The 26,263-nt window shown below is 56.1% G+C and carries 30 protein-coding genes and 1 pseudogene; 16 read left to right on the top strand and 15 right to left on the bottom strand.

Going from position 1 to position 26,263, the window contains the following annotated elements; translation table 11 throughout:
• Positions 1–236: 236 nt before the first annotated feature.
• The 8 genes from KBP52_RS06240 (at position 237) to KBP52_RS06275 (ending at position 7,457) form a co-directional block, all read left to right on the top strand.
• Positions 237–842: a glutathione S-transferase gene (locus KBP52_RS06240; RefSeq protein ID WP_212622374.1), complete on the top strand. Its 606-nt coding sequence runs from the start codon at positions 237–239 to the stop codon at positions 840–842.
• 2 nt (positions 843–844) lie between these two features.
• Entirely contained in the window at positions 845–1,951 is a 1,107-nt protein-coding gene (locus tag KBP52_RS06245) for a DNA alkylation repair protein (RefSeq protein ID WP_212622375.1), read from the top strand.
• Between the two features lie 306 nt (positions 1,952–2,257).
• Positions 2,258–3,790, top strand: coding sequence for an SIR2 family protein (locus tag KBP52_RS06250; protein WP_212622376.1), 1,533 nt, complete (start codon positions 2,258–2,260; stop codon positions 3,788–3,790).
• 250 nt (positions 3,791–4,040) lie between these two features.
• Complete coding sequence (locus tag KBP52_RS06255; protein ID WP_212622377.1) at positions 4,041–4,277, top strand: hypothetical protein; 237 nt, start codon at positions 4,041–4,043, stop codon at positions 4,275–4,277.
• Between the two features lie 5 nt (positions 4,278–4,282).
• Positions 4,283–5,512 (top strand): hypothetical protein, encoded by a 1,230-nt coding sequence (locus tag KBP52_RS06260; protein ID WP_212622378.1) that lies wholly within the window; start codon positions 4,283–4,285, stop codon positions 5,510–5,512.
• A 126-nt stretch (positions 5,513–5,638) separates the two neighbouring features.
• Entirely contained in the window at positions 5,639–6,115 is a 477-nt protein-coding gene (locus KBP52_RS06265; protein WP_212622379.1) for a hypothetical protein, read from the top strand.
• Positions 6,116–6,123: 8 nt separating this feature from the next.
• Positions 6,124–6,603, top strand: a complete 480-nt coding sequence (locus KBP52_RS06270) for a hypothetical protein (protein ID WP_212622380.1) — start codon at positions 6,124–6,126, stop codon at positions 6,601–6,603.
• Between the two features lie 110 nt (positions 6,604–6,713).
• On the top strand, positions 6,714–7,457 hold the full coding sequence (locus tag KBP52_RS06275) for a hypothetical protein (protein WP_212622381.1): 744 nt from the start codon (positions 6,714–6,716) through the stop codon (positions 7,455–7,457).
• A 413-nt stretch (positions 7,458–7,870) separates the two neighbouring features.
• Here the strand turns inward: KBP52_RS06275 and KBP52_RS06280 are convergent, their stop codons facing one another.
• The 8 genes from KBP52_RS06280 to KBP52_RS06315 form a co-directional block, all read right to left on the bottom strand.
• Positions 7,871–8,527, bottom strand: a complete 657-nt coding sequence (locus KBP52_RS06280) for a DUF2931 family protein (protein ID WP_212622382.1) — start codon at positions 8,525–8,527, stop codon at positions 7,871–7,873.
• A 31-nt stretch (positions 8,528–8,558) separates the two neighbouring features.
• Entirely contained in the window at positions 8,559–9,218 is a 660-nt protein-coding gene (locus KBP52_RS06285) for a DUF2931 family protein (protein ID WP_212622383.1), read from the bottom strand.
• Positions 9,218–10,759, bottom strand: coding sequence for a DUF2235 domain-containing protein (locus KBP52_RS06290; protein WP_212622384.1), 1,542 nt, complete (start codon positions 10,757–10,759; stop codon positions 9,218–9,220). The genes KBP52_RS06285 and KBP52_RS06290 overlap by 1 nt, the downstream gene beginning before the upstream one ends.
• A 136-nt stretch (positions 10,760–10,895) precedes the next feature.
• Positions 10,896–11,258 carry a DUF6124 family protein gene (locus KBP52_RS06295; RefSeq protein WP_016982978.1) on the bottom strand — a complete coding sequence of 121 codons (363 nt, stop codon included), beginning with the start codon at positions 11,256–11,258 and terminating at the stop codon, positions 10,896–10,898.
• 568 nt (positions 11,259–11,826) lie between these two features.
• Positions 11,827–12,645 (bottom strand): diaminopimelate epimerase, encoded by an 819-nt coding sequence (gene dapF, locus KBP52_RS06300; protein WP_212622385.1) that lies wholly within the window; start codon positions 12,643–12,645, stop codon positions 11,827–11,829.
• Positions 12,626–13,129 carry a GNAT family protein gene (locus KBP52_RS06305; protein WP_212622386.1) on the bottom strand — a complete coding sequence of 168 codons (504 nt, stop codon included), beginning with the start codon at positions 13,127–13,129 and terminating at the stop codon, positions 12,626–12,628. Before KBP52_RS06305 ends, dapF begins: the two co-directional genes overlap by 20 nt.
• A 13-nt stretch (positions 13,130–13,142) precedes the next feature.
• Positions 13,143–13,355: a DUF4287 domain-containing protein gene (locus tag KBP52_RS06310; protein ID WP_212622387.1), complete on the bottom strand. Its 213-nt coding sequence runs from the start codon at positions 13,353–13,355 to the stop codon at positions 13,143–13,145.
• 223 nt (positions 13,356–13,578) lie between these two features.
• A complete protein-coding gene (locus KBP52_RS06315) occupies positions 13,579–14,127 on the bottom strand; it encodes a cytochrome b (RefSeq protein WP_212622388.1) in 549 nt (182 codons plus the stop codon).
• 209 nt (positions 14,128–14,336) lie between these two features.
• Here KBP52_RS06315 and KBP52_RS06320 point away from each other — a divergent pair, with 209 nt between their 5' ends.
• From KBP52_RS06320 to KBP52_RS06355, 8 genes are all read left to right on the top strand, one after another.
• A complete protein-coding gene (locus tag KBP52_RS06320) occupies positions 14,337–15,014 on the top strand; it encodes a thermostable hemolysin (protein ID WP_212622389.1) in 678 nt (225 codons plus the stop codon).
• Entirely contained in the window at positions 15,004–16,485 is a 1,482-nt protein-coding gene (locus KBP52_RS06325) for an AMP-binding protein (protein WP_212622390.1), read from the top strand. Before KBP52_RS06320 ends, KBP52_RS06325 begins: the two co-directional genes overlap by 11 nt.
• Positions 16,482–17,156, top strand: a complete 675-nt coding sequence (locus KBP52_RS06330) for an iron-containing redox enzyme family protein (RefSeq protein WP_077573370.1) — start codon at positions 16,482–16,484, stop codon at positions 17,154–17,156. Before KBP52_RS06325 ends, KBP52_RS06330 begins: the two co-directional genes overlap by 4 nt.
• Positions 17,143–17,952 carry an SDR family oxidoreductase gene (locus KBP52_RS06335; protein ID WP_077573371.1) on the top strand — a complete coding sequence of 270 codons (810 nt, stop codon included), beginning with the start codon at positions 17,143–17,145 and terminating at the stop codon, positions 17,950–17,952. Before KBP52_RS06330 ends, KBP52_RS06335 begins: the two co-directional genes overlap by 14 nt.
• On the top strand, positions 17,949–18,593 hold the full coding sequence (locus tag KBP52_RS06340; protein ID WP_212622391.1) for a tetratricopeptide repeat protein: 645 nt from the start codon (positions 17,949–17,951) through the stop codon (positions 18,591–18,593). The genes KBP52_RS06335 and KBP52_RS06340 overlap by 4 nt, the downstream gene beginning before the upstream one ends.
• An 11-nt stretch (positions 18,594–18,604) precedes the next feature.
• Complete coding sequence (locus KBP52_RS06345) at positions 18,605–19,267, top strand: response regulator (protein WP_007910671.1); 663 nt, start codon at positions 18,605–18,607, stop codon at positions 19,265–19,267.
• Positions 19,264–20,679 (top strand): ATP-binding protein, encoded by a 1,416-nt coding sequence (locus KBP52_RS06350; RefSeq protein ID WP_116031166.1) that lies wholly within the window; start codon positions 19,264–19,266, stop codon positions 20,677–20,679. The genes KBP52_RS06345 and KBP52_RS06350 overlap by 4 nt, the downstream gene beginning before the upstream one ends.
• A 155-nt stretch (positions 20,680–20,834) precedes the next feature.
• Positions 20,835–21,398, top strand: coding sequence for a GNAT family N-acetyltransferase (locus KBP52_RS06355; protein WP_212622392.1), 564 nt, complete (start codon positions 20,835–20,837; stop codon positions 21,396–21,398).
• 49 nt (positions 21,399–21,447) lie between these two features.
• Here KBP52_RS06355 and KBP52_RS06360 read toward each other — a convergent pair.
• The 7 genes and pseudogenes from KBP52_RS06360 to KBP52_RS06390 form a co-directional block, all read right to left on the bottom strand.
• Positions 21,448–22,521: pseudogene (locus KBP52_RS06360) on the bottom strand (NAD(P)-dependent alcohol dehydrogenase).
• Positions 22,522–22,677: 156 nt separating this feature from the next.
• Positions 22,678–23,373 (bottom strand): arsenical resistance protein ArsH, encoded by a 696-nt coding sequence (arsH, locus tag KBP52_RS06365; RefSeq protein WP_212622393.1) that lies wholly within the window; start codon positions 23,371–23,373, stop codon positions 22,678–22,680.
• A 9-nt stretch (positions 23,374–23,382) separates the two neighbouring features.
• Positions 23,383–23,853, bottom strand: coding sequence for an arsenate reductase ArsC (locus KBP52_RS06370; RefSeq protein ID WP_212622394.1), 471 nt, complete (start codon positions 23,851–23,853; stop codon positions 23,383–23,385).
• A 14-nt stretch (positions 23,854–23,867) separates the two neighbouring features.
• Positions 23,868–24,215 (bottom strand): metalloregulator ArsR/SmtB family transcription factor, encoded by a 348-nt coding sequence (locus tag KBP52_RS06375; RefSeq protein ID WP_212622395.1) that lies wholly within the window; start codon positions 24,213–24,215, stop codon positions 23,868–23,870.
• A gap of 148 nt (positions 24,216–24,363) precedes the next feature.
• Positions 24,364–24,795 carry a VOC family protein gene (locus KBP52_RS06380; protein WP_212622396.1) on the bottom strand — a complete coding sequence of 144 codons (432 nt, stop codon included), beginning with the start codon at positions 24,793–24,795 and terminating at the stop codon, positions 24,364–24,366.
• Positions 24,785–25,237, bottom strand: a complete 453-nt coding sequence (locus KBP52_RS06385) for a GNAT family N-acetyltransferase (RefSeq protein ID WP_077573380.1) — start codon at positions 25,235–25,237, stop codon at positions 24,785–24,787. The genes KBP52_RS06380 and KBP52_RS06385 overlap by 11 nt, the downstream gene beginning before the upstream one ends.
• Before the next feature lie 34 nt (positions 25,238–25,271).
• The gene (locus KBP52_RS06390; protein WP_212622397.1) at positions 25,272–26,183 is read right to left on the bottom strand and encodes a LysR family transcriptional regulator; all 912 of its coding nucleotides are present in this window, start codon (positions 26,181–26,183) and stop codon (positions 25,272–25,274) included.
• Positions 26,184–26,263 lie beyond the last annotated feature (80 nt).

Consider the following 26,263-nt stretch of genomic DNA (forward strand, 5'->3'; position numbering starts at 1 on the left):
CAGAGGGCCTGAAGCTCGCTTAACTTTTCCATCCCTGGACGGTGCTGGCACTCTGACTATAGAACCCTCGCAACAACTGGCAAGGCCAGGTGAAGCCTTTATTTTCGGGTGTTTCATGCGTGTTACGGATCGCGACGACGAACGCTTCGAGGGCGTTACAGTAGTCAGCCGACAAACTTTCCCGCTACATTCGACATCCATTGCCCGTCATCATCAGTCCCGCCAAGGAATTGCACATGAAACTGATCGGAATGCTCGACTCACCCTACGTACGCCGCGTAGCCATCTCCGCCAAACGCTTAGGGATCGACCTCGAACACGAGTCAGTCTCGGTGTTCCGCCACTTCGAGCAATTCCAGCAGATCAACCCGGTGGTCAAAGCCCCCACGCTGATCCTCGACGACGGTGTGGTCCTGATGGACTCGACCCTCATCCTCGACTACCTCGAAGCCAGTTCCGGCAAGAGCCTGCTGCCGACCGACCTGAAACAACGCGCCCATGCCCTGCGCTTGATCGGCCTCAGCCTCGCCGCCTGCGAAAAAGCCGTGCAACTGTATTACGAACGCAACCTGCGCCCGGCCGACATTCAGTACCAGCCGTGGGTCGAACGCGTCGAAGGCCAACTCGCCGCCGCGTTCACCGCCCTCGAGCAAGAACTGGAAAAAACCGGCCTGCCCACCGACGGCACCCTCACCCAGGCCGGCATCAGCCTGGCCGTCGCCTGGAGCTTCACCGACCTCGTCGTCCCCGACCAGATCGACACCCGCCGCTACCCCCACATCGCCCAATACACCGCCTACGCCGAAACCCTCGAAGCGTTCATCAGCACCCCGATGACCTGACCATGACCACCACCGACACCGCCGCCCCGGCATTAAAGGAAATCTTCAACGCCGAGCGCTTGCAGCACATCGCCCGCGAAATGAGCGCCGTGTACCCGGCATTCAAGGCCAAGGCGTTTCTCAAACATGCCCAAGACGGACTCGCTGAATTATCAGTAATGCAACGCATGGCGCGTGTCAGCGAAAGCCTGCATGCCGTGTTGCCGCTGGATTACCAAGATTCCCTCGATGTATTGCGTGAACTCGCGCCAAGGCTGAACAGCGGATTCGTCAGCATGTGCCTGCCGCACTATGTCGCGAGCTACGGCGGGCATGCGTTCGACACCTCCATGGATGCGCTGAAGTACTTCACCACCTTCGGCTCCTCCGAATTCGCCATCCGCCACTTTCTGCGCAGCGACCTCGAGCGCTCGCTGGAACGGATGCACGACTGGACCCGAGACGAAAACCACCACGTTCGACGCCTCGCCAGCGAAGGCAGCCGCCCTCGCCTGCCTTGGTCGTTCCGGTTGGACGCGGTGCAGGCGGATCCGCGGTTGGCTGCCGGGATACTGGATCGGTTGAAGGCGGATGAGAGTTTGTACGTGCGCAAGTCCGTGGCGAATCATTTGAATGATGTGACGAAAGTGCATCCGGAGTGGGTGTTGGACACGATTGAAGGTTGGTCGCTGGAGAACAAGCACACGGCCTGGATTGCCAAGCATGCTTTGAGGAGTTTGATCAAGCAGGGGGATTTGCGGGCGCTGACGGTGATTGGCGCCGGGGCGAAGGCTGAGGTTGAGTTGTTGGATGTGCGGGTTGAGCCGGCGGTGGTGAGGTTGGGGGAAGCGATTACGTTGTCGTTTGTGGTGAAGTCGACGGTGGCGCATGAGCAGCGGTTGGTGATTGATTATGCGATTGACTATGTGAAGGCGAATGGCGGGGTTTCGGGGAAGGTTTTTAAGTTGAAGACAGTGGTTTTGGCGGGGTTCGAGAGTGTGGTTGTGGGGAGGCGGCAGGTGATTAAGGATTTTACGACGCGGAAGCATTTTGTGGGGCGGCATGGGGTTCGGGTTATGGTTAATGGGGAGGTATTGGGGAGTGCTGAGTTTGACATCGTTGCTGATTGATACCGCTAATGGATTCCGCTGATCTGGCAGTATTCGGACTGATAGGGAATTACGGATGGGGCAGCTTTCGGCCAGAAGCGGACATTCGCGGCATGAAAAGCTTGGGCTTTATTACGTAAAAGGCCGCGTCCTCTAGCCCTTGACCATTACCAAGCGTTTTCTCTGAATTTTCAGTGAAATCAGCGATAATATAATAATATGTGACGTTGCCTTCCAATGTGAGAAATACGTTGATGGCTCTTCCACAATCACTGAAAAATACAAGCCGACAAATATAGCGCAGCCGACTTCAGAAAAAGGAATGCAATGAACTGCATAGATCAGCTGGACGATATTGCAAAATCCAAACTACTTGGATCAATGTTTTCAAGAAATTATTTTTTATGGGTTGGCTCTGGATTTTCCTATAATTTTGGATATGTAAGTTGGGGTAAAGTATTAAGACTAATCGGAAAAGAAATTGAGTACCCTCTCGATCTTGACTTAAGCAGTCCGCTCAGGGCGGCTGAACTACTATGTTCATACGCCAGAACAAAGTTGGAATGGAGCGAGTATCAGTTTAACTCTCTCGTTGCAAAATGCTTACAGGACTCCAGGAAGAAGCAAAAAGATCCTGAATGGACAGATCGATTTAGACGTTTCTCTCCTGGCATGATTGTTACAACCAATTGGGATGATCAATTGGAGAGGATTTTCGATGGCCTGATCAATGTAGTCGTTAGAAAGGACAAGTCCCCACAAATTTCAAGTAAGGGTAAAAACCTTTTAAAGATACATGGAGATGTCGGTCGTCCCGCCAGTATTGTTGTAACCCAAAGCCAGTACTTTTCTTTTCAGAGAGAAGATACATATCTTAATAGAAAGATTTATACATTATTTTCCGAGGCATCTCCTATTTTTCTAGGTTACAGCCTAACCGATCCTAATATAAGCTTTCTGTATGATGAAGTTTATGCTCATATGGGCGAGGAAAAGCCACCAGCATACATGGTGGTACATCCAAGCGAAAGCGATCAAGTGCTCGAAGAAACGCGCCTATTATTCTCTAGTAAGAATATACATATTATCCAGGCAGAAATCGGAGAGTTTATCAATGACTTATCCGTCGAATATAAAAAATACTTAATCTCAAACAAGAGCTTTGATGAGGAGTATAAAAACATAATACCTCGACTTAATACTGTATTTGCTGACATAAACAAAAAGAAAGATGTAGAGGCCGATAACAAAATCGGCGTTTTCAAGACCAAGGAAGCTCGACATCAAGCAATTTCAGCACTAGTCGAAATCCTCAATGATCAGAATCTCTATACAAAATTTGGTGGAAATTTGCTTGCCCCAGAAAATCGGATGCCATATAGCATAATAGATCTGGTCGTAGGTGCTGTTATTTGGTTGGTTAACAAGGCTGGCCACCCGTCGCCTGATGTAAAGTCCAATTTCCACAGAGCAGTGCTAGATGTCTGCGCAAACACTGAGGGCGTCTGGGATTTTTATACTGCAGAAAGCCCTTTTCGGAATGTGTTGCGCATTTCCCCAGCTAAAGATAGTGAGTTTTTTGAGGCTCGGTTAACTCATATTATTAAGGTGCTTCGTTGGTCTGCCCCATCTCAGCTAGGTAAATGTTGGTCTACCTGGAACGTGTATCTCCGAAACTTAAACTGGTTTTCTACTTCGGATATCCTTGGGATATTAGATATTTTAGGGCAACCTAATCAAAGTCATCATCTAGAAGCGGACATGAGATGGCTGGTTAAACTAAGAAAAAGCAAGTCATTCAACGAGGGGTGCGAAAGCAAACTGGATGAAATGATTGCAGTACTTGATGATGTCGAGTGAAATTAATTTCAAGGCCCGCTTTGGCCAATAGCAGTCGTTAGTGAGTAGCAGCTTACGGCCAAAAACAGTCAGTCAGATAGCGACTGCTATGCTCGTGATTCTATTTTTTGGAGGATATATTGCGACCGAATCAAAAGGGTCGAGACGTTAAAGCAAATCTGTCTATGCTAACTGAAAAATCTTGTTGCCGGTCTAAGGCGAAACACTTCCGCCTAATGTAGTATAGAGGATTGTGGAAAAGGAAAGCGAAATGACTAGATGGATTCAAGAGTTCAACCAACACCCGTTCAATCATGTATGGAAGGATCTGCTGGCAGCAGTCAAATCTGTAGTCGTTGACGACGTTACTGTTGCGACTACTGTACAGGAGTTAGCAAGGTTAAAAAAGCCCTATTCTTCATTGATGGCATATTTAGTAGTGCCGACCTTGAGCTCACACCCAAGTCAATATGGGCAAGCAGTTATAGCCAAGCAGATGCATGTTTAGGTCAAGTGCAGCATTATGACAGCAATCGGAATGTGGCGCATCTTATTCAAGCAAACGAGCATGCCGATAATCTTCTTACCTATGTTCGACCTTACATGGTACACCCTAAAGATGCAATTAAGGCATACGGTGTGGCCGTCAAAGCTTTCTCCGATCAAGTTTCAGATTACATCGGCGCCTTTCAGTCGAAAACATCGGAGACCCAATCTAACTTAGATATATCTGTGCGCAAAGCTGTGGAGCAGGTCAGGGTAATTGAGGAGATTGAACAACGCGTAAAGAATTTTGACGCGTATCTGTTCGACGGGGTAGATGGCAACGATCCTGCAGAGAAATTTTTTGCACGAGCGCTTTCTAATGCTGAAAGTCAACATCAATCTATAAGTGACTTGCATCAGAAGTTACTGGTTAATCCTGGCTCGGTGTCTGAAAAAATCACAAATTTCGAACAGGAAATTTCAGAGTTCAGAAATGCGCAGAATGAGTTGACCAAAGAGTCAGTATCTAAGCACAAGGATTTGGAACATTTTTATGAGCGCGTTTTTGGTCGTACTTCAGCGGATGATGATGAAATCCAAGATGACGGTTTGAAGCGAGAACTAGACCTCAGATTTGAACAGCTTGCTACTTACGAAACAGAACAAGCAACACGTCAAGAGGCACTATTTACGCGTATTGAGTCTCTACTTCCCGGCGCTACCAGTGCGGGGTTGGCCTCATCATACAAGACTCTCAAAGATAATTTTGAGAAACCTATATCCAATTATACACGGGCCTTCTATGGAGCAATGCTTGCATTGCTGCTGGGCGGGCTAGCACTAGTTATAGATAGCTTCACGTTATGGCCGTTTCACATAGAACTTTCTAGGGCTGCAGATTGGGAGGAGATGCTCCGTACGTTGCTCACCCGCCTTCCAGTAATAATACCAGTAGTCTGGTTTGCGATATTCTCAGCGACGCGTCGTAGCCAATATGAACGACTGCAACAAGAGTACGCACATAAAGAAGCGTTTGCATCATCATATGAAAGCTATAAGAAACAATTGCAAGAACTTAAGATAGATGCAGATTTGTTGCAGCAAGAGTTGATCGCTAAAGCTATCGAAGCAATCGCTTTTAATGCTTCAAAAACATTAGACGGGAAACATGAAGAAAAGCTACCCATGATGCAGCTTTTAGAGAAGGTTAATCTGGACGAGCTAAAGAAACTTCTGGAATTAGTAAGAAACAAATAGCGATTCAAGTGCACTGCTGATCTTGTCTGCGACCAAGAAAGCGCTACGCTAAAGACTCCTTACGTCGTTTTGTGGAACCGAAAAGACAGATAAAGAGCAACCACAAGTTCATTGTTGGAGTTTTATATGACTGGCTATTTAGACTCTGTTCCTCATCCGTGGAATCGGAAGCAGATTATGGCTGCGATGACGCACAAATTTACGGAAGTTTATCCCTCAATTCAAAGAACTCCCGGCGGTAAAATTTGGAATGATTTGAAGGGGCTGGATGATACGGTATGGATCTTCTATACAAGCATTTCCGAACTTATTGATGAAATTTGTGTTTTTGGCGAGCGAAGCAAGGATCCAGAATTCTGGAATGAAAGCAATGAAAAAACGGCAGAGCACTATACAAGAGAGGTGAAACGAAAACTTTACTATTGTACTTCCTCGCTTATGACCCTAGTAGACATCGCGAGAAACTTTGACAAAAGATATGATACAAATGGGGTAGAAAAAAAAGAGCTGAATTCTTCACCACGTCTGGATTGCACGATTTCCTACAGGATTTACGCAACTTCAATACACATTGGCGCATTGCTGAAGCCAACTGGTCAATAAACTACGACATGGAAAATGGGACGCGGACAGTTCATTTTCAGATAAGCAAGGAAGATTTGCTCGCATGGAGAAAATGGACTGCCAAGGCGAAACATTACATCCAAAGCTTAGATGGCAGTGTTGACGTGTACGAAATTCTCACAACATACAAAAAACAAGCACAAGCATATTACACATGGCACAAAGGAGTCGTGATTGAACAAAACGCGCAGTCTCTACAGCTATATTTTGAGTATACAAGGATTCATGAGGGTCTGAGGCAGTATCAGAAATGGAACATGCTTCTTTCGCATGCAAAAAATGATACAAACCCCTATCAATATTTGGCGAAATTTCTTTCAATCTCTCAAATTGAATCGGTGTTGTCTCATCCCATGCACAGTGAAAAACAGGTGGATGCTTTGATTAGGGCGGTAGACATTTATCAGATATGTGATAAAAATCTCAAAGCCAAACTTATGAAGGTGTTTTCGGTCTCCGAGCAATAAATATTTGTTTGATAACGAAGATTATCTGCACCGCTGGAGGAAGAAATAACCACTGTTGCATGGCGCGCCAGTTTTACTATTAGCTCAAATCAATGAAACAAGGGGGTTTCATGAGTGAAAAATTGTCTTTAGAGCAGTTGGGAGGGCCGCCAAGTGCCTACATTTACTTTCTGTCTCTATATTCTGTGGCAACGGGAGCTCTTTATCTATGGGGTTATTGGTCGCCATTCGGTGTTAATATTCTAGAGTATGTAAACCTCACAGATATAGTGAAGTCAACAATATACCCCATCGCTTCAACCTTTGTTTTTATGGCTCTTGGAGTAATGATAGGTCAGCTGGTAGGTGTGGGGCCAGACCTACCGCCTGGCGGAGGCAGAAACAGTCCTCCAGCACAATTTATAACGAGGCATAAACGTTTATTGATTTTTCTATATCTCGCCGGGACTTTGTTATTTGCGATTTATGGGCCAGTTGAGAAGTGGCAGGGGGCATTGCCAGTTTTGTTCGGGGCTCCTATCGCTTTATATGCAAGCGCACGCAATGTTTTAGAACGTCAAATTCCGGCGGACGGGCCTCGGACTTTATGTTTGTTCTTGCTTGCAGTTCTGCCTTTTATCGCTTTTGGTACTGGTCAATTAAGAGCGGCTGCCGTATTGGACGGTAAAGCATTTGACTATGTAATAGATAACACTGCTATAACGCCTGATGCGCATCCCCTTCAAAGTACTCGCTTCGTTGGCCATGCTGGTGATTTCTTTTTTTTCTTAGAACCAGAAAAAATGATATTGTCGATATCCAAATTTGAAACAGTAAAAACATTGAGGCTCGGTAGGTTCGAGCGCAAGCGGTAGCGAGCGCCCCGATTTGGTCTCGCAATGTGAGGGCCCGCGAGAATTACAGCGTAAATCTTCGTTTACACCCACCCGCATTCGGAAAGTTGCGAATTATATGCATCGCTAGTTTGCTGGCACAATTCATTTTGATTAAGAAACTTGCCCTTTTCGTAGCGAAAGGCGCCCAGAATCGAACCTGCTAACCGCATTAGCCAAGCCGCTTTTTTGGTCGAGGATTTCATCTTAGTACGCAGTTGAATGCTTGCTGAGCCGATACACATAGGAGACCGATTGTTGTTTTTTGCGAAGGGCAGCAAATGGCCGAAAGCGGACCTTCGCTGAGTTCATCATTGACGCGGTGGCTGTCAAATGTGATTCACTCCTGACAACGCCACTGAAAGCAGGCAAGAGAAGTGACTCCTACCTCTTTCCTACCAACTTCCATACGGAATGCCGTACTTTTCGACGTATCGTTTAGCCTTCTCACTTACCGGATAGGCATAACGACCACCGTGCTTCCCTTGTTCCGGCCCCAGAGGCTCTATCTCTCCTTGACCGCGAGAAATCTCAACCGGATTTCGACATGAATCTCTAACCCATGTTTTGAGCACGCCGCCAGGAGCGAGACCCACATAGAGCGACGCCATAAACCGAGCGGTTTTCTCCGGTGTTTCCGGGCAACGCTGGTGCGTTGACTTCAACATCAGTTGCCTGCCCTCCTCCGGAATTTCGATGAAACCTTGGTAGGTTTTTTGCTCTGTTATGGATTGCCAGCGGACAAAGATCTGTTTTGGAAGATCAGCGCCCGTCACAGGTCTCCCGGTACCCGATACTTTCCCCCAACCACGAGCAGACTCTGTGCGGATATCGGGCTCACCGCTAGCAGCAGTGCTCTTGCCAGCGCGAAAGAAAATTCTGTTATTGATGTCTTGAACGGAGCTGTCTTCTACCCAGACCTTCATGTAATTCGGCTCAACGAACACTAACTCCCACCATGGATATTTAGGGTCATTTTCGCCGGTTTCGGTGCCTCCGATTTGGCAGCCAGATATCAATAAAGCGCCCAGCAGCGCAATCCTTGCGTTCATTACAAAAGATCCATTCAGTTAAGTGTCACGGCTACCAACTTCCGTACGGAATGCCATATTTGTCTATATACCGCTTGGCCTTTTCACTCACCGGATAAGCGTAACGCCCTTCGTTCTTACCTTGGCTCGGCCCCAGTGGTTCAATTTCTGCCTGCGCTCGAGCGACTTTGACCGGGTGGTGGCAAGAGTCTCTTACCCAAACCTGCACAACACCACCGGGGGCCAACCCTAGATAAACCGACGCCATAAATCTCGCTTCCTGATCAGGCGTCTGCGGGCAACGTTGATTGACGGACGCCACCATCAACTGCCTGGCTTCCTCTGGGATTTCTACCCATGCCTGCCACGTTTTCTGTTCGACAATCGATTGCCAACGGACCCAGATGCGAACAGGTAAATCTGCTCCCACCACTCTCCTCCCGCTGCCGCCTACCCCACCTGTCCAACCTCGGGCGGACTCCGTTCCATCTTCAGGCTCACCCCCCGCAGCGGTGCCGCCGCCGGTTTTGTAGAAAATCCTTCCTTTAATGTCTTGAACAGAACTGTTCTCTACCCAGACCTTCATGTAGTCCGGCTCGGTAAACGCCAACTCCCACCACTCGGATTTCGGGTCATTTTTTGCTGAAAGTGGATCTGCAGACTGGCACCCAGTAATGAACAGCGCGCATAGCAGGGTAAAAAGTAGTTTCATCACCAAAGTTTCCAGTCAGCTACATGGGGGTGTTGTACGCGTATCGAGTCCGGCGTCGGGGCATTGATGTAAACGGCACGGACGCCACTGCCATCTCGGCGCCCGAGAGGATGGTTCCAATTTGCAGACATGTGAATGTACTTCAGCTTCAGCAATTGGTCTTCTTGGATTGAGGTGTCGTAACTACCCGCTAGAAATCGATCACACAGCGCTTGAAGCTCCGCGGGCACTGCCAACTCAGGCGTATCGGGAATGTCTTGAAATCGAACACCCTTCTCTTTAGCCAATCGGTGCATCACTCGGAGATATACCTTGGAGAGCAAGCCACTCACGGGACGTTTGAGCTGCACTGCGGCATAAACGCGCTTCATACGTGGGCTGAGCCGTTCCTGCCGATCAATTGGCAGAAGAAGGGCATCAGGCGTGACGATCTCCAACATTTCTTCAGGCCATCCTTTGGCGAGCCACTGCGCCTTAACCGTCACGGCATCACGGTAGATCGACGTAGTGGAGACATCGGTAAATTGCGACACCTCAAGCGTTTGCATCGGACTGACGAGCACGCACTCTTCGACCTCATCGCGGTAGCCACCGCCGATGTCGGAATGAACCCCGGGCAGAGTTATTTCCAAGTGATCCGCTTTAACGCGGCTCAGAGCGAAGTTAGCCCGATATTCGTCACGCGCGGATAACTGCACGACATCAGTGAAGAAGCGGCGGTCGAGGTAAAGTTTGATTCCTGTTGCGATGGGACTTTTGATGTCCCCCAGATTCGACCAGCCAGCAATCGATGGCACCGTATCAAAAAGGCCAATAAAACCCATGTTGATGCTGCTTTTGTACTCTTCGATGAAGGTCCGGCTGAGGGCATTGGCGTTGCTGCGCAAAACCTCCCCGAGTGGCCCCTGCTTTCCACGTACGACCTCGTTGGCGAAGTGTTTTGCTGCAGCAGCACCACGGCTGAAGCCGAATGTATCAAAGGTCAGGGACGTAATTTCACTATTAGGATTGTTGTCCAACACGTCCTTGATACGCGTTTTGATCTCTGCAAACGACAACTGAACACGGCCCGCCACGCCTGTTTCGCCTCGGCCAGTACCACCACCTAACGTACTGTCCTTCTTGCCTGACTGAGTTCCTATTCCCTCGATGTAAATCATCCGGAACGCTTGCTTTTGCGAACTATCCCCTTCGGCCTTTTGAGGTGCAAAGTACAGTTCGCTCAGTTTCTGAACATTGGTGGTGTCGTTGGCGTAGCTGCTGTCCGGATCCCTCATGTAAGGCTGACAACTAGCAGGAATATCTTCCGGCGCAATGGGATGCTGCGCCCCACACAGCAACCCAGCCGCCGTGTTGTTCGCGTTATTCCCAGTGCCATCAAAGAAAACCCCAATCCTCAACGCGATCCCGATTTTCTCAGGTTCGCGCGCAGGTTCTTTCCCGTGTTTCTCATATTCCGCCCAACGCTGGGCGTGAATATCGACGGGTTTGGCTTCTTCGTAACGATAATTTTTCGGGGGGTTGGGTACGTAGCCACTCATCCATGTTTCCTGGTTCTGATCCTTGAGAACGGCCCGAAGGTTGACAGCCGAGGCTGGGGGGCGCAAGCCGTGGCCGTGTGCCAGCCGGGTTGTGACAGCGGGGTTCGACGAGGGCTTCCCCTCGTCGGGGTGGGGGTCAGCTGGCGATTTCGACGTTATCCAGCGCTTGGTTGACGGCGATTTCGCCGAGCATCACGACTTGGGCGATGCCCAGGGCGGTTTTGCGGTGTGGGGTGTCGAGCATGGCGGCGAAGTTGAGGAGCATTTCGCTGGCGGAGCCGAGGGTTTCGCTGGCGTTGGCGAGCAGGGATTCGCTGTTGTACTTCGGGTTGGCGAGGTACATGCGTTCGGGTTGTTGGGTGCTGGCCATGATTTGGCTGGCGGGTTTGAGGTAGTGGTCGAGGGCGCGTTCGGCGGCTTCGTGGAATCGCTTGGAGTCGGGGGATTCGTAGGGGGATGTGGGGTCGGTTTCGGGTGGGTTGGGTGTTGGTTTGATCATGGTGAAACTCCTAGTTAATAAAAAGGAGCCTTCACATTCGCTACCAAACGAAGGTGGCGGCCATACGCGGGTTGGTAGACCGGTAACTAGGACCCGGCACACCCGAAGGTGTCCTGCGCATGGCCACCATTGAGCAGAGACCTGATGAGGTCTGCGAACGGTTCGCGATGCGACTAGTTATGGCGGGCTACCAAACCCGATCACTGTTTTTCAGCGACCGACAGACGATAGAACCCGCGACCTAGACGCACAAGCCGGCGGATTCTGGCTTAGTCGTAGGTAACGGCGCAAGGCGTTGTAGGGTTTCGGTGGTTACTTGAGGCATCGTTTAAACAGTGGTGGTTTTTACTGTTTATTTCGCTCAGTGGTTGATGGGGTGACTGGGTGGGCGACTTCGCGAGCAGGCTCGCTCCCACAGTGGATTTGTGGTGCGTTTGGGATTTGCGGTGACTGGGCTGGAGCCTTCGCTAGCAGGCTAGCTCCCACAGGGTTATGTGATTGGGTTGGGATTGGTGGTGATTGGGCTGACGCTATCGCGAGCAGGCTCACTCCTACAGGGGGATTGTGTTCACTTGAGGTCGAGTTGGGTGTCTGGGAGGGTGCCGGAGAAAGTGGTTTCTACCGGGCCGCTCAGGGTTACGGGGCCGGTGCCGTTCCAGTGAACGGTGACGGGGCCGCCGTCGCATTCGACGTTGACGGTGTGGTCGAGCAGGCCTCGGCGGATGCCGTTGACGGCCGCGCCACACGAGCATGAGCCGGAGCCGAGCGGGATGGCGCCGTTGCGCTCCCAGATGCGCAGGCGGATGTGTTGGCGGTCGATGATCTGCACGAAGTGGACGTTGGTTTTTTGCGGAAACAATGGGTGGGTTTCGAGGCTCGGGCCGAGGGCGGCGATATCGATGGAATTGAGGTCGTCGACGAAATAGGTGCAGTGCGGATTGCCCATGTTGCACGCGGTTGGAGCGCCGGCGAGCGGTAGAAAAAGTGTGTCGTGTTCTTTTGCCAAGGGGATGTCTTGCCAGTCGAACAACGGTTCGCCCATGTCGACGGCGATCAATCCGCTGGGCGTGCGTTCGCAGGTGAGCAGGCCACGGTTGGTGCGCAGGGTGATCGATGTTCGGCTGGCTTCGCGCATCAACCTGTCCGCCACGCCACGGGTGGCGCTGCCGCACACGTCGAGCGCTGAGCCATCGGCGTTCCAGAATTCCACGCGCGCATCGGCGTCTGCGCAATCGAGGACCACGGCGAGTTGGTTGAAACCGATGCCGCGATGACGATCACCCAGGCGCCGGGCGAGTTGGCCGGTGACGGGGTTGGTGACGTTGCGTGTGTCGATCACGACGAAGTCATCGCCGTTGGCGTGCATCTTATGGAAGGTGAGTGGCATTCGCTGCGCCTCTGATGCTCGTCATGCTGATCAGCGCTGAACGTTTGCCACCCGGTGCCGGGCGCTCTTCAATGGAGAACGGCACGAAGCCAAGTTTCGGGTAGAGCAGCAGGCCTGCGGTGTTTTCATTGAAGCAAGACAGTTGCACTTCCTTGGCCTGATATTTTTCGAAACCCACCGCAGTCATGGTCTCGACAATGTACCGCGCAACACCCTGGCCACGGGCATATGGCGCGACGATGACGTTGCCAATACAGCAGATGCCATCGTGCTCAGCGCGGTAGAAGTTGGCGAAGCCGACGAACTCGTCGTTGGCCAGAAAAGCCGTGGAGTCGAAGCGTTGGCTGATTGCGCTGTGCATCTGCTCTTCCATGAGCGGGAAGTTCGCTTTCGGGAACATGAAGAACAGCTCTTGTTCGCCCTGCGGAAAGCTGCAGAGGGTGTTGACGTCGTCGGCCGTCACTGGCCGGTGGGAGAAATTCATCGCTGCCCTGCCCTCACTTTTTACCCGCCAGATGATGCGCAACCAAGGCGTTGGCATGACCGTGGCCCATGCCGTGTTCATCCTTGAGCCACGCGACCAGTTCCATGTGTTTCTTGTCGGTGATGCTGGTGAGCAGGTTCAGCCAGTGTTCGATGGGCTGGCCGTATTTTTTCTCGATGGAGGGGAAGTATGACGCCGGGCCTTTTACCTTGTTGTCTTCGCTCATGCTGCAAGCTCCCTGTGGTCACGACGGAGGGTCGGCGGACGCTCCTTGTCGGCAGGTCATAGAGTGGACGCGAAGTGCGATTCCGGCAACTGCCCCGCTCTACCAGACACCACAGAAACCCTGTAGGAGTGAGCCTGCTCGCGATGGCGTTTGTTCAGTCAACACTTACATTGACTGGACTACCGCTATCGCGAGCAGGCTCACTCCTACAGTGATATCTGCGTTATTCGGTGCGGCCGGGCAGCATCCGCACGAGGGTGTTATCCCGCACCCAATAATGGTGGAACAACCCCGCCAGCGCGTGCAGCCCGATCAGCCAGTAACCCGCGCTGCCAATCAGTTCATGCCAGTACTTCACTTGCTTGGCGAAGTCCGGGTCGATGGCCACGGGTGCCGGGACGTGGAAGCCGAAGTACGGGAACGGTTTGTCGGCGGCGGCGAGCATCAGCCAGGCGAGGATTGGGGTGGCAATCATCAGGCCGTACAGCGCCAGGTGTGTCAGGTGCGCGATGCCGGTCTGCCACGCAGGGGGTTTGGGCGTGATCGGTGGGCGTGGGCTGAGGCGGCCGAGCAGGCGGATCCACACGAGGGCGAAGATGCTCGCGCCGAACAGGCCGTGGAAGCCCATCAGCAAGCCGCGTGCTTCGCTGCCCTTGGGCAGGTAGCCCTTGATTTCGACGCAGGCGTAAACGCCGACAAACAGCGCCAGCATCAGCCAGTGCAGGGTGATTGAGAGTTTTCCATAACGGGTTACGGCGATGTCGCGGGTCATAAGCTGCGCCTCGTGATTGTCGTGAATGACAGTCGATTCGTTCGACGGTCTCGATCCGGTTGCCGGGCGAACCGACGGCGTTACCCTGCCCGCCCAGTCTTAAGAGAGTCTGAAGACAGACCCTCACGTTAACCTTTTTTCACCTTCAGACTTCGTTAAGAAATGCCTCCGATACTCGCCTCAAACCTATTGAGGGAGGCGTTCTGCCGATGCCCGAATTTGACTGGAACATCGCCCTGCCCCTGCGCTTCGGTCAAGCCGAAACGCCGCAGATGACGTTGACCGGTGCCCGGCCCGACGATGCCCTGCGAGAGCCGTTCGAAGCCTTTATCCAGCAACGTTTTCGCAAGGCCCATGGCGCCGACATCCGTCATTTCATGCCCGAGCTGTTCGGCATGCACAACGGCGACGGCGAGTTGTGCGCCGTGGCCGGGGTGCGTCGCGCGCATCTGGAATCACTGTTCCTTGAGCGCTATCTGGATGAGCCGATCGAGCCGTTGATCAGCGCAGCGGCGGATCGTGCGGTCGAGCGCAGCGCCATCGTCGAAGTCGGCAACCTCGCCGCCAGCGACACCGGCAGTGCGCGCCTGAGCATCATCGCCATCACCTATCTGCTGGCCATGGGCGGCCTGGAATGGGTGACGTTCACCGGCAACATCGGCCTGGTCAACAGCTTCCATCGTCTGGGTCTGAAGCCAGTGACATTGTGCGCCGCTGACCCGGAACGATTGGGTGACGAGCGTCAACACTGGGGCAGTTATTACGAAAGTAAACCTTGGGTGCACGTCGGCAACATCCGCGCCGGGTTCATCCATTTGCGCAATATCGGCCTGTTTACCCGCCTGGGTTTGCCGAGTTCGATTGAAGGAGCCTGTCATGTCGCTTGAACTGCAACGCTTCCAGGAAACCCTGCGCGACCATGCCCGGCGCAATGACAACGCGACCGCTCTGTGGGGCGACACGTTGAAACTCGATTACGCCACGCTGTACGCCGAGGTGCTCTATCGCCAGGAGCGCCTGCGCGATGAGCAAGCGCGGGTGATTGCGCTGGCGTTGGACAACGGCGTCGACGCGATGCTCTGGGATCTGGCCGTGCTGTTCGAAGGCTTGACCTGCGTGACGCTGCCGCCGTTTTTCAGTGCGGCGCAACGCGCTCATTGTCTGCAACAGAGCCAGGCCGAACGGGTGATCGCCGAGCCTGAACTGGAAGCCGAACTGCTCGCGGCTGGCTATGAACAACGTGGCGAGTTCTGGTGCCGCGCGTTCAGTGGCCCCAGTCGCATGCCGGCCGGCACCGCGAAACTCACCTTCACGTCCGGCACCACCGGCACGCCGAAAGGCGTGTGCCTGAGCGCCGAGAGCCTGCTGCGGGTGGCACGGGAGCTGGATCAGGCCAGCGAAGCGACCGGCCCGCAGCATCATCTGGCGCTGTTGCCGTTGGCGATTCTGCTGGAGAACCTTGGCTGCTACGCCGCGCTGTATGCCGGCGCCATGTTGAGTTTGCCAAGCCAGAAAACCCTCGGCATTCAGGGCGCCAGCGGCGTCGAGATTCCGCGCTTGCTCGGTTATCTGGCCAGCCGTGCGCCGGAGAGTCTGATCCTGGTGCCGCAGTTGCTGTTGTTACTGGTCAACGCCGCCGAACAGAAAGCCTTCGACCCGCAAACCCTGCGTTTTGCCGCTGTCGGCGGTGCGCGGGTCTCGGAGGATCTGCTGCACCGCGCGCAACGGCTCGGTCTGCCGGTTTACGAAGGCTATGGCTTGTCCGAATGCGCCTCGGTGGTGTGCCTCAATCGCCCCGGTGCGCGCCGCCCCGGCAGCGTCGGTCGACCGCTGCCGCATGTCGAAGTGCGGCTGGCCGAGGACGGCGAAGTGCTGATCAAGGGCTCGGCCTTGCTCGGTTATCTGGGCGATGCACCGTACGCTGATGAGTGGTGGCCGAGCGGCGATCTGGGCGAGTTCGACCCGGAAGGTTTTCTCTATCTCAAGGGCCGCAAGAAGCACCAGTTCGTCACCAGTTTCGGGCGCAACGTCAACCCGGAATGGGTCGAGTCCGAGCTGACCCAGCGCCGCCACATCGCCCAGGCATTCGTTTACGGCGAGGCCTTGCCGCGCAATCACGCCCTGCTCTGGCCACATCGTCCGGACTGCACCGATGCCGAACTGACCGCTGCTGTCGCCGAAGCCAACGACGCCTTGCCCGATTACGCCCAGGTGCATCAGTGGACGCGCCTGCCGCAACCCTTCAGCGCCACCAATGGCTTGCTCACCGCCAATGGCCGCCCGCGCCGCGACGCCATCGTCGCGCAGTACCACACGCAATTGACCGAATCCGCTGTTTCCGAGGAGTCCGCATCATGAGTTTTTTTGACACCCTGCAAGAAGCCACGCAACAGGAACGCCACGAACTGTTCAACCTGCCGATCATTCTAGATGCCCTGCAAGGCAAGGTCAGTCTCGACAGTTATCGGGCGTTTCTGGCCCAGGCGTATTACCACGTGCGCCACACCGTGCCGCTGATGATGGCCTGCGGTGCACGCCTGCCGACACGTCTGGAATGGCTGCGCAAAGCGGTGGCCGAGTACATCGAAGACGAATACGGCCACGAGCACTGGGTGCTCAACGACATCGCCGCGTGTGGCGGTGATCGTGATGCGGTGCACGACGGTCAGCCGTCATTGTCGATCGAATTGATGGTCAGCTTCCTTTACGACCTGATCGCCCGGGGCAATCCGGTGGGTCTGTTCGGGATGGTCAACGTACTCGAAGGCACCAGCATCGCCCTGGCCACCCACGCGGCGGGCAGCATTCGCGAGCGTCTGGCGTTGCCGGAAACGGCGTTCAGCTACCTGAGTTCCCACGGTTCGCTCGACATCGAGCACATGCAAACCTATCGGCACCTGATGAATCAGCTGGAAGATCCTGCCGATCAAGCCGCCGTGATTCATGCCTCGAAAGTCGTCTATCGCCTGTACACCGACATGTTCCGTGGCTTGCCGCGTGACGCGGAGGCTCAACATGCAGCTGCGTGAGGCGCGGGTGGTGCTGACCGGCGCCAGTGGCGGCATCGGCCTGGCCATCGCCGAAACCTTGTGCGCCGCCGGTGCCCACGTGCTCGCGGTGGCGCGGCATCAGGAGGCACTGCTGCCGCTGCTCAAGCGCTACCCCGAGTCGTTGTGCTGGGTCGCCGCTGACCTGACCTTCCTCAGCGACCGGCGCAAAGTGCTGGTCGCCGCCGAAGCCATCGGTGGCATCAACCTGCTGATCAACGCCGCCGGGGTCAATCACTTCGCCATGCTCGAACAGCTCGATGACAGCGACATCAATGCGATGCTGGCGGTGAACATCAGTGCGCCGATGTGCCTGACCAAGCTGCTGTTGCCGCTGCTCAAGCAGGCCGACAGCGCCATGGTGGTCAACGTCGGTTCGACCTATGGCTCGATCGGCTACCCGGGTTACGCCAGTTATTGCGCGAGCAAATTCGCTTTGCGCGGGTTCTCCGAGGCGCTGCGCCGAGAGCTCGCCGACACTCGCGTCAGCGTGCTGTACGTCGCGCCCCGCGCCACGCGCACCTCGATGAACAGCGCCGCCGCGCAAGCGTTGAACGACGCGCTCAAGGCCAACGTCGACGATCCGCAAACCGTGGCTTCGGCGGTGATCCATGCGATTGCCGGTGATCGTCGCGACCTCTATCTGGGCTGGCCGGAACGTTTCTTCGTCCGCCTGAACAATCTGCTCCCGCATCTGGTGGATCGAGGCCTGCGCAAGCAGTTGCCGCTGATCCGCCGCCTCAGTGAAAAACCTGACAACGAGTCGCCAAAGCCATGAAAAAACTATCCGCATGCCTGTTGCTCGCTGCCCTGTGTCAAAGCGTCTGGGCGCTGGAACCGGCCGATCAGAAACGTCTCGAGGGTATCCAGCAAAGCTGGGCGCACATCCAATATGAGGTGGCGGAAAAACAGCGCGCTGCCGCGTTCGAGCAATTGGCCAACGAAACCAACGCGTTCACCACCCAGCGCCCGGCGGTGGCCGAAGCGTGGATCTGGAAAGGCATCGTCACCAGCAGTTGGGCCGGTGCCGAGGGCGGCCTCGGTGCCTTGGGCAAAGCCAAGGACGCCAAGGCCGATCTGGAGAAATCCCTGACCCTCGACGCCAAAGCCCTGCAAGGCTCGGCCTACACCAGCCTCGCCGCGCTGTATGACCGCGTGCCCGGCTGGCCCATCGGTTTCGGCGACAGCGACAAGGCCGAGCAACTGCTCAAGCAAGCCTTGCAACTCAACCCCAACGGCATCGACAGCCTGTACTTCTGGGGCGATCACCTCTACCGTCAGAAGCGCTACGCTGAAGCCAAAGCCGCGCTGATCAAAGCCCAGCAAGCCGCGCCGCGTCCGGGCCGGGAAAGTGCCGATGCCGGGCGTCGCAAAGAGATCGTCGCCCTGCTGGTGGACGTGAACAAGAAACTCGACTGACAGGAGTCCGCGTGCGTTTATTACTGGTTGAGGATGACGTGGCGCTGGGTGAAGGCATTCATCAGGCGCTGGGCCGCGAGGGTTACACCGTCGACTGGCTCAAGGACGGCAGCAGTGCGTTGCATGCGCTGCTCAGTGAAACCTTCGATGTCGCCGTACTGGATCTCGGTCTGCCGCGCATGGACGGCCTGCAAGTGCTGCGCCGATTGCGTGACAGCGGTTCGAATCTGCCGGTGCTGATTCTTACCGCGCGCGATGCTACCGAAGACCGCATCGCCGGGCTCGACGCCGGGGCCGACGACTACCTGATCAAACCGTTCGACCTGGACGAACTCAAGGCACGCCTGCGCGCCTTGTTGCGGCGCAGTGCCGGGCGCGCTCAAGCGTTGATCGAGCATGCCGGCATCAGCCTCAACCCGGGCACCCAGCAAGTCAGTTATCAGGGCCAACCGGTGGCCCTGACGCCCAAGGAATATCAGTTGCTGCACGAACTGCTGTCGCCGCCGGGCCGGGTGATGACCCGCGATCAACTGATGCAACTGCTCTACGGCTGGAACGAAGAAGCCGAAAGCAACACCCTCGAAGTGCACATTCACCACCTGCGCAAAAAGTTTTCCACCGACCTGATCCGTACCATTCGCGGTGTGGGTTATCTGGTGGAGGAGCGTCGATGACCTCGATCCGGCGCCGCACGCTGACATTGATCATCGGTCTGTTGTTGGCCGGCCTCGCAGTCCTCAGCACCTTCAACCTGCACGACAGCAACCACGAAATCGCCGAGGTCTACGACGCGCAATTGGCGCAGAACGCGCGCCTGCTGCAAGGCGTGATGCGCATGCCCCTGGCCAGCAAACAGCACGCTGAACTGTACCAGGCGTTCAACTCGGCGCTGGGCGAAGCGGTGCCGCGTGGCGAGGGTCATCCTTACGAACGCAAAATCGCTTTTCAGGTGTGGAATCCTGCCGGTGATGTGTTGGTGCACACCGCCAGCGCACCGTCCTTCAAGGCACCACCGACACAGCCCGGCTTCAGCGATGTAGTGGACCTGAACAATCGTCACTGGCGCGCCTTTCTCCTCGAAGACACGCAAAACAACCTGCGCATCTGGGTCGGTGAGCGCGACGATGTGCGCGCCGACCTGGTCGACCGCATCGTCCGCCACACCCTGTGGCCGAACGTGATCGGCAGCCTGCTGCTCGCGGCGATGGTCTGGCTGGCCATCGGCTGGGGCCTCAAGCCGTTGGCGAACATGGCCGAGACCCTGCGCGCCCGTCACAGCGGTTCGCTGGAACCGTTGCAATTGGCGCCGCTGCCCAGTGAGCTGGAACCGATGCAGGCAGCGCTCAACCGTATGCTCGCGCAGATTCAGGAAGTGCTTGGCCGTGAACGGCGCTTTATCGCCGATGCCGCCCACGAAATGCGCACGCCGCTGGCGGTGCTGCGGGTGCATGCGCAGAACCTGCAGGAGGCCGGCACCGAACAGGAACGGCGCGAATCGCTGGCGTTTCTGATCGCCGGGGTCGACCGCACCAGTCGTCTGGTCAACCAATTGCTGACCATGGCGCGGCTGGAACCGAAACCCAATCCGCCGCCGCTACAACGCATCGACCTCGGCGAAACCGTGCGCAACAGCCTGGTCCAGTTGACGCCATGGTTGCTGAGTAAACAGCTGGAACTGGCCTTTGAAGACAGCGCCCAGCCGTTCAACATCATGGCCAGCGCCGGCACGATCGACATTGCCCTGAACAACCTGATCACCAACGCCGCCAACTTCTCCCCGGAACACGGCGTGATCACCGTGCTGCTCAGCCAGGCCGAGGGGTTTTATCACTTGAGCGTTGAAGATCAGGGGCCGGGCATCGATGAAGCCGACCGGGCGCGGTTGTTCGAGCGCTTCTACAGTCGCGGCAACGCCCACGGCGCGGGGCTGGGACTGACCATCGTCAACACCATCGCCACGCGCCTGGGCGGACGAATCACTCTGGTCAACCGCGCTGAGGGCGGCCTGCGCGCGACGTTGTCGATTCCCGACGGGCAACCGCGCCCCGCTGCGCAACGCAGCACCCGCGAACCGCCGCCGGGTTGAGTCTGTTGCGGAGCCAGGAGCGCCATTGCCCGTTAAAACAGTGGCCGCGCGTCGGAATCTGATCCAGATCAGCTTCCGGGGCTGACATCGGTGTAGAACAGACTCAGCGCACTCTCCTGCGCGTTGCTCGTTCAGCCCCGATGGAGGCTCATCTCATGCTCACTGTCAAAGACCACAATGACCGCGCGGCGCCGGCCTATGCCGCGCACCCAGGTGAATACTGGATCGAGTCGCTCAGGGATGGCCGCCACGTTTTGATCCGTGCCCTGTCCGCCGAGGATCGCGAACGCGAATACGCGTTCATCAAACGCTTGTCGCCCGAGTCCCGACACCTGCGTTTTCTCGCGCAGATCAGTGAGCCGGGCACCGCGTTGCTCGATCAGTTGATGGACGTCGACTGCAAGCAACGCGCAGCCTTCATTGCACTGGCTCACGAAAATGGTGAATTGATCGAGATCGGTATCAGCCGCTACGCCGCCACGGGCGAACAGGACTGTGAATGCGCGGTGACGGTCGCCGATGAGTGGATGCATCTCGGCCTGGCCACGCTGCTGATGGAACATCTGATCAAGACCGCCCGGCACAACGGTTTCAAGCATCTGTATTCGGTGGATTCGGCCAGCAACACGGACATGCGCGACCTCGCCCGATCACTGGGCTTTGAAACCCACAGCGATCCTGACGATGCCCACCAGGTCATTCATCGCCTGAGTCTGTAGCGCCATCCCTGCGCCCCGCACCTTTAAACGTTGCAGGGCGCGTTGCCGATCAAGGCGTGATCGCCACCTTCATCACCCCATCGCGCTGATGCGCGAACAGTTCATAGGCGGCTTCGATATCGTCGAGTTTGAAGTGGTGGGTCACCAGCGGCGACAGATCGACGCCACCGCTTTGCACCACCGCCATCAACCGGCGCATGCGTTCCTTGCCGCCGGGGCACAGGGTGCTGACGATGCTGTAATCGCCCAGTCCCGCCGCGAAGGCATCGTAGGGAATGCACAGGTCCGACGCGTAAACCCCGAGGCTCGACAAGCGTCCGCCCGGGCGTAACACCCGCAAGGCAGACTCGAACGTGCCTTGGGTGCCCAAGGCTTCGATGGACACATCCACGCCGCGCCCATCGGTCAACGCCATGATTTGCTCGACCACGTCGCCGTCCTTGAAATTGACCACATGGGTCGCGCCCAACTGCCGCGCGACACTCATGCGCTCGGCCACCGCGTCGACGCCAATGATCACGCTCGCGCCCTTGAGCCGCGCCCCGGCCACGGCGCACAGACCGATCGGCCCCAGCGCGAATACCGCAACGCTGTCACCGATACTGACTTCGCCACGTTCGGCGCCGGAGAACCCGGTGGACATGATGTCCGGGCACATCAGCACCTGTTCGTCACTCAGCCCGTCGGGGATCGGACACAGGTTGGCCAAGGCATCGGGGACCAAGACTTACTCCGCCTGGCAGCCATCGATGATGTTGCCGAATTTCCAGCCGCCGGTGGCGCGAAAACCGTGGCGGGTCTCCGGCCCGTCCTGGGAGCCGCAGCCACACAAGCAGGCGTAGCTTTGGCCGCTGGGGGTAATCGCGCCGGCAATCACCCGCTGGCCTTCGAAAAATCCGCGCACCTGTGAGCCAAGTTTCTCGATCACGCCCACCGGTTCGTGACCGACGGTCAAACCTTTGGCCACCGGATACTCGCCACGCAGGATGTGCACGTCAGTGCCGCAGATCGTCGTGGTGGTGATACGCACCAGCGCGTCCAGCGGGCCAACCTCGGGGATCGGCTTGTCATCCAGCACGATGCGATTCTTTTCGACGAATATCGCCGCTTTCATCATGGTCATGATCAAGACTCCTGTGCAGGTGTTTGCAGTGAGTTCAGCACCTTTCCAAGGCTGCGCCGAACTGACCGACACAAGGTTGATCACCATCAATCAAAGCTGGATTGCGCCCGCCGTTGCCGCCCCGTGAACGCAGCCGTCCCTCGCCGAGGGACGGCCTCAAATCGAACGCTGATTAACCCGCGCCATCAGTTGCTCGGCACTTTCCTTGCGCTCGGAGTAGCGGTCGACCAGATGCGCCTGTTGATCGCGCAGCAGCACGGTGAACTTCACCAACTCCTCCATCACATCGACCACACGATCGTAGAACGGCGATGGTTTCATCCGCCCGGTGTCGTCGAACTCCATGTAGGCCTTCGGCACCGAGGATTGGTTGGGGATGGTGAACATGCGCATCCAGCGGCCCAACACGCGCAACTGGTTGACCACGTTGAACGACTGCGAACCGCCGCAGACTTGCATCACAGCCAGGGTTTTGCCCTGGGTCGGGCGTACAGCGCCTAGTTCCAGCGGGACCCAATCGATCTGCGCCTTGAACACGGCGGACATCGCGCCATGACGTTCGGGTGAGCACCAGACCTGGCCTTCCGACCACAGCACCAGCTCGCGCAGTTCCTGCACTTTGGGATGGTCGACCGGGACGTCGTCGGGCAGTGGCAGACCGGACGGGTTGAAGATGCGCGTTTCAGCACCGAAGTGTTCGAGCAGGCGCGCGGCCTCCTCTACCAGCAAACGGCTGAACGAGCGTTCGCGGGTCGAGCCGTAGAGCAGCAGGATGCGTGGTTTGTGTTCGCCCGCTTGCGACGGTTTGGCGTTATCGAACAGATTGAGATCGAGGTTGGGCAGTTCGGACATAAATCCTCCTTAAAGCGTGCCGATGCGGTCGAGCTCAGCCTTGAGTTGATCGCGGCTGAGCGAGTGGAAAGGCAGATCGAGGAAGGCCTGACAGCGTTGGCCGATGCGCATAAGGGTGGCGTGAAAAGCCGCGTCGACAGTGGCTTCGTCGCCCTTCACTTCGGACGGATCTTCCAGTCCCCAGTGAGATTTCAGCGCCGGGCCGAAATACACCGGGCAGGTCTCGCCAGCGGCTTTGTCGCACACGGTGATGACGATATCTGGCGGGTTGCGTTCAAAAGCGTCGTTGCCTTTGCTGTGCAAGCAATCAATGGCGATGCCATGCTTTTGCAGGGTCAACAGGCTGCGCGGCAAGACTTGGCCTTTGGGAAAACTGCCAGCACTCACCGCTTCAAACCCGGCAGGTGCCAAGTGATTGAACATGGCCTCAGAGAGAATGCTGCGGCAACTGTTGGCCGTGCACATGAACAGGATTCGCATGGGTTTCTCCTTCCTCAGCAGCACGCGGTTTCACGGACAGGACGGCCATCCATGTTCTGCAGGCGCGCGGCGTTGTCCTTGAGCCAATCGACGTTGGCTTTGGACGTCACTTGCAGAATCTCGCGCACCCACGCCGGCAGCTCCGGATTGAGCCGGTAATAGACCCACTGGCCCTGACGGCGATCGAGCAGCAAGCCATTGCTGCGCAGTTGCGCGAGGTGGCGGCTGATTTTCGGCTGGCTATCGTCGAGCGCACACATCAGCTCGCAGACGCAGAGTTCACCTTGATCGGAAATGAGCAGCATGGCCCGAACGCGGGTTTCGTCGGCGAGGCTCTTGAAGACTTCGGTGGGAGTGATCATGGGACGGGCTCTGTACATATGGAAATTCGAATATACGGATATCCATATATTAATCAATCCCAAGAATTTCCTTTTTGCCAAAGCGCTGTAGAAGGCACAGTCTTCAATGCCGCACGCAACGTCATTCCTGCCAGCCCTGCAAACGGGACTACAGGTGCGTGTCCACCGGCGCGACGATCTCTACTTTGATCTTGTCCGGATCCTCACAGTAGAGGGCGTAGTGCTCCGGGCCGCCGGCGTACGGATAGGCGCTTTCGTAGAGAAGACGAAAACCGGACGCTCGCAGCCAATCCGCCATTTCATCCACTTGTGCCTGTGAGCCCGCCTGGAACGCCAGATGATTCAAGCCCACGCCCCGGCGGTTAAAGCCCTGTTGCAGATCGCTTGCCTGAACGAACACCAAGTAGGTGCCGTTGAGAATAAAGCTGCGCCCGGCGGGCCAATTTTGATGCTGCGTATAACCCAGCAACAAGAGCAACGGCTGCCAAAAGAGCAACGAGACTTCCAGCGATGAGACGTTGATTTCAACGTGATGAAGCCTGCCGGTTTTGGGTGTACTGCCCAGATCGCTATTGGTCATCGGCGGCATTTCCTTGGGTTGCGCCAAGGGTTTTCAACAGCGTATGACGACTCCACGGGCCGCAGTACTCAGGCACGTGCGCGATCAATCGGTAGCCGCAACGGGTGTACCAACGGGCGACGTCGTCATCCAGCGTTTCGATCAACGCATCCACGCACGCCCTTTCAACCGCTAACGCCTCAAGCTTGTGCAACGCCTCAGTACCCAGCCCGGTTCCGCGCCATTGCGCGTCGATCCACAGGTAATTGACAAACAGGCGCCGGAATTCGGTTCTGCCGGTAGCGCCGCCAATCAGTGTTCCATCCTCCATCAGCGCACAGGCGATGGCTTCCGCTCGCCCGCCGCGCGCCTCAGACAAGGCTCGGCCATGCCGTAAGACGCCGTCACTGATGGCCTTCATGGTGTCCGCATTGATGTCGCGAACGGTAAGCCATTCCCTCATTGCTGCTCTCCATTGTTAAAAGGCCTTGGCGCATTCAAGCAAAAGAGGAGCCAACCTGCGATCTGCCCAGCAGCAACCCCTGCTCCGCCTCACACAACCCCACCACATAATCCCAGACCACCCGCAGCCGCACCGACTTGTGCAACTCGCGCCGCGTGCTGATCCAGTAACTGCGCTCAATGCTTTCATCCGGCAGTAATGGGACAAGGTCAGGGTCAGATGACGCCATGTAGCACGGCAACACCGCAATGCCCAATCCCGACCGCGCCGCTTCCTGCTGGGCAATAACGCTGGTGCTATGGAACACAACCCGAGGGCTGCGGCAGAAGCTGTTGAGAAACATCAGTTCCTGGCTGAACAGCAAATCATCGACATAACCGATCCACGCATGCCGCCCGAGGTCTTCGCGGCTTTGCAGCGGCGGCGCCTTATCGAGATAGCGTTGGCTGGCGTAGAGCGCCAAGCGATAGTCCGTAAGCTTGCGCGTGACGAGCATGTCTGCCGCCGGGCGCTCCAGATGAATGCTGATTTCCGCCTCGCGGTTGAGGATGCTGACAAAGCGTGGCACGGCGACCAGTTCCACTTCCAATCCCGGATAGCGCTCGAACAAGCCGATCATGCGGCTGGCGAGAAACTTGATGCCCAGCCCTTCCGTCACCCCCACACGAATCTTGCCCAGTGGCGCGGTGGATTGGGTGATCTCTTCCTGCGCCAGCAACGCCACGTTTTCCATCGCTTCGGCATGTTTAAGCAGCGCCTCCCCCGCCGGGGTCATTTCGTAACCTTGCGCGTGCTGGACGAACAGCGCGGTGCCGAGGCTTTTTTCGATGGCTTCGATATGGCGGGCGACGGTGGCGTGGGTGGTGTTGAGGCGGCGGGCGGCGGTGAGCAGGCGGCCGCTGCGTTGCAGTTCGAGAAAAAACCGCAGGTCGTTCCAGTCGAACATGGCGTGTCCTTGTCGGCTATGGTCTATGCAGGCTGTTTGAAAACGCACAGCGGCTGCGCAAAAACTAACATTCTTTTAAC

The organism is Pseudomonas sp. SCA2728.1_7, from assembly GCF_018138145.1.
Classification (GTDB): domain Bacteria; phylum Pseudomonadota; class Gammaproteobacteria; order Pseudomonadales; family Pseudomonadaceae; genus Aquipseudomonas; species Aquipseudomonas koreensis_A.

Bases quoted from the DNA above. Each gene is read 5' to 3' on its own strand.
- KBP52_RS06240 (WP_212622374.1), top strand. From the start codon at position 237: ATGAAACTGATCGGAATGCTCGACTCACCCTACGTACGCCGCGTAGCC.
- KBP52_RS06245 (WP_212622375.1), top strand. From the start codon at position 845: ATGACCACCACCGACACCGCCGCCCCGGCATTAAAGGAAATCTTCAAC.
- KBP52_RS06250 (WP_212622376.1), top strand. From the start codon at position 2,258: ATGAACTGCATAGATCAGCTGGACGATATTGCAAAATCCAAACTACTT.
- KBP52_RS06255 (WP_212622377.1), top strand. From the start codon at position 4,041: ATGACTAGATGGATTCAAGAGTTCAACCAACACCCGTTCAATCATGTA.
- KBP52_RS06265 (WP_212622379.1), top strand. From the start codon at position 5,639: ATGACTGGCTATTTAGACTCTGTTCCTCATCCGTGGAATCGGAAGCAG.
- KBP52_RS06270 (WP_212622380.1), top strand. From the start codon at position 6,124: ATGGAAAATGGGACGCGGACAGTTCATTTTCAGATAAGCAAGGAAGAT.
- KBP52_RS06275 (WP_212622381.1), top strand. From the start codon at position 6,714: ATGAGTGAAAAATTGTCTTTAGAGCAGTTGGGAGGGCCGCCAAGTGCC.
- KBP52_RS06280 (WP_212622382.1), bottom strand. From the start codon at position 8,527: ATGAACGCAAGGATTGCGCTGCTGGGCGCTTTATTGATATCTGGCTGC.
- KBP52_RS06285 (WP_212622383.1), bottom strand. From the start codon at position 9,218: ATGAAACTACTTTTTACCCTGCTATGCGCGCTGTTCATTACTGGGTGC.
- KBP52_RS06290 (WP_212622384.1), bottom strand. From the start codon at position 10,759: ATGAGTGGCTACGTACCCAACCCCCCGAAAAATTATCGTTACGAAGAA.
- KBP52_RS06295 (WP_016982978.1), bottom strand. From the start codon at position 11,258: ATGATCAAACCAACACCCAACCCACCCGAAACCGACCCCACATCCCCC.
- dapF (WP_212622385.1), bottom strand. From the start codon at position 12,645: ATGCCACTCACCTTCCATAAGATGCACGCCAACGGCGATGACTTCGTC.
- KBP52_RS06305 (WP_212622386.1), bottom strand. From the start codon at position 13,129: ATGAATTTCTCCCACCGGCCAGTGACGGCCGACGACGTCAACACCCTC.
- KBP52_RS06310 (WP_212622387.1), bottom strand. From the start codon at position 13,355: ATGAGCGAAGACAACAAGGTAAAAGGCCCGGCGTCATACTTCCCCTCC.
- KBP52_RS06315 (WP_212622388.1), bottom strand. From the start codon at position 14,127: ATGACCCGCGACATCGCCGTAACCCGTTATGGAAAACTCTCAATCACC.
- KBP52_RS06320 (WP_212622389.1), top strand. From the start codon at position 14,337: ATGCCCGAATTTGACTGGAACATCGCCCTGCCCCTGCGCTTCGGTCAA.
- KBP52_RS06325 (WP_212622390.1), top strand. From the start codon at position 15,004: ATGTCGCTTGAACTGCAACGCTTCCAGGAAACCCTGCGCGACCATGCC.
- KBP52_RS06330 (WP_077573370.1), top strand. From the start codon at position 16,482: ATGAGTTTTTTTGACACCCTGCAAGAAGCCACGCAACAGGAACGCCAC.
- KBP52_RS06335 (WP_077573371.1), top strand. From the start codon at position 17,143: ATGCAGCTGCGTGAGGCGCGGGTGGTGCTGACCGGCGCCAGTGGCGGC.
- KBP52_RS06340 (WP_212622391.1), top strand. From the start codon at position 17,949: ATGAAAAAACTATCCGCATGCCTGTTGCTCGCTGCCCTGTGTCAAAGC.
- KBP52_RS06350 (WP_116031166.1), top strand. From the start codon at position 19,264: ATGACCTCGATCCGGCGCCGCACGCTGACATTGATCATCGGTCTGTTG.
- KBP52_RS06355 (WP_212622392.1), top strand. From the start codon at position 20,835: ATGCTCACTGTCAAAGACCACAATGACCGCGCGGCGCCGGCCTATGCC.
- arsH (WP_212622393.1), bottom strand. From the start codon at position 23,373: ATGTCCGAACTGCCCAACCTCGATCTCAATCTGTTCGATAACGCCAAA.
- KBP52_RS06370 (WP_212622394.1), bottom strand. From the start codon at position 23,853: ATGCGAATCCTGTTCATGTGCACGGCCAACAGTTGCCGCAGCATTCTC.
- KBP52_RS06375 (WP_212622395.1), bottom strand. From the start codon at position 24,215: ATGATCACTCCCACCGAAGTCTTCAAGAGCCTCGCCGACGAAACCCGC.
- KBP52_RS06380 (WP_212622396.1), bottom strand. From the start codon at position 24,795: ATGACCAATAGCGATCTGGGCAGTACACCCAAAACCGGCAGGCTTCAT.
- KBP52_RS06385 (WP_077573380.1), bottom strand. From the start codon at position 25,237: ATGAGGGAATGGCTTACCGTTCGCGACATCAATGCGGACACCATGAAG.
- KBP52_RS06390 (WP_212622397.1), bottom strand. From the start codon at position 26,183: ATGTTCGACTGGAACGACCTGCGGTTTTTTCTCGAACTGCAACGCAGC.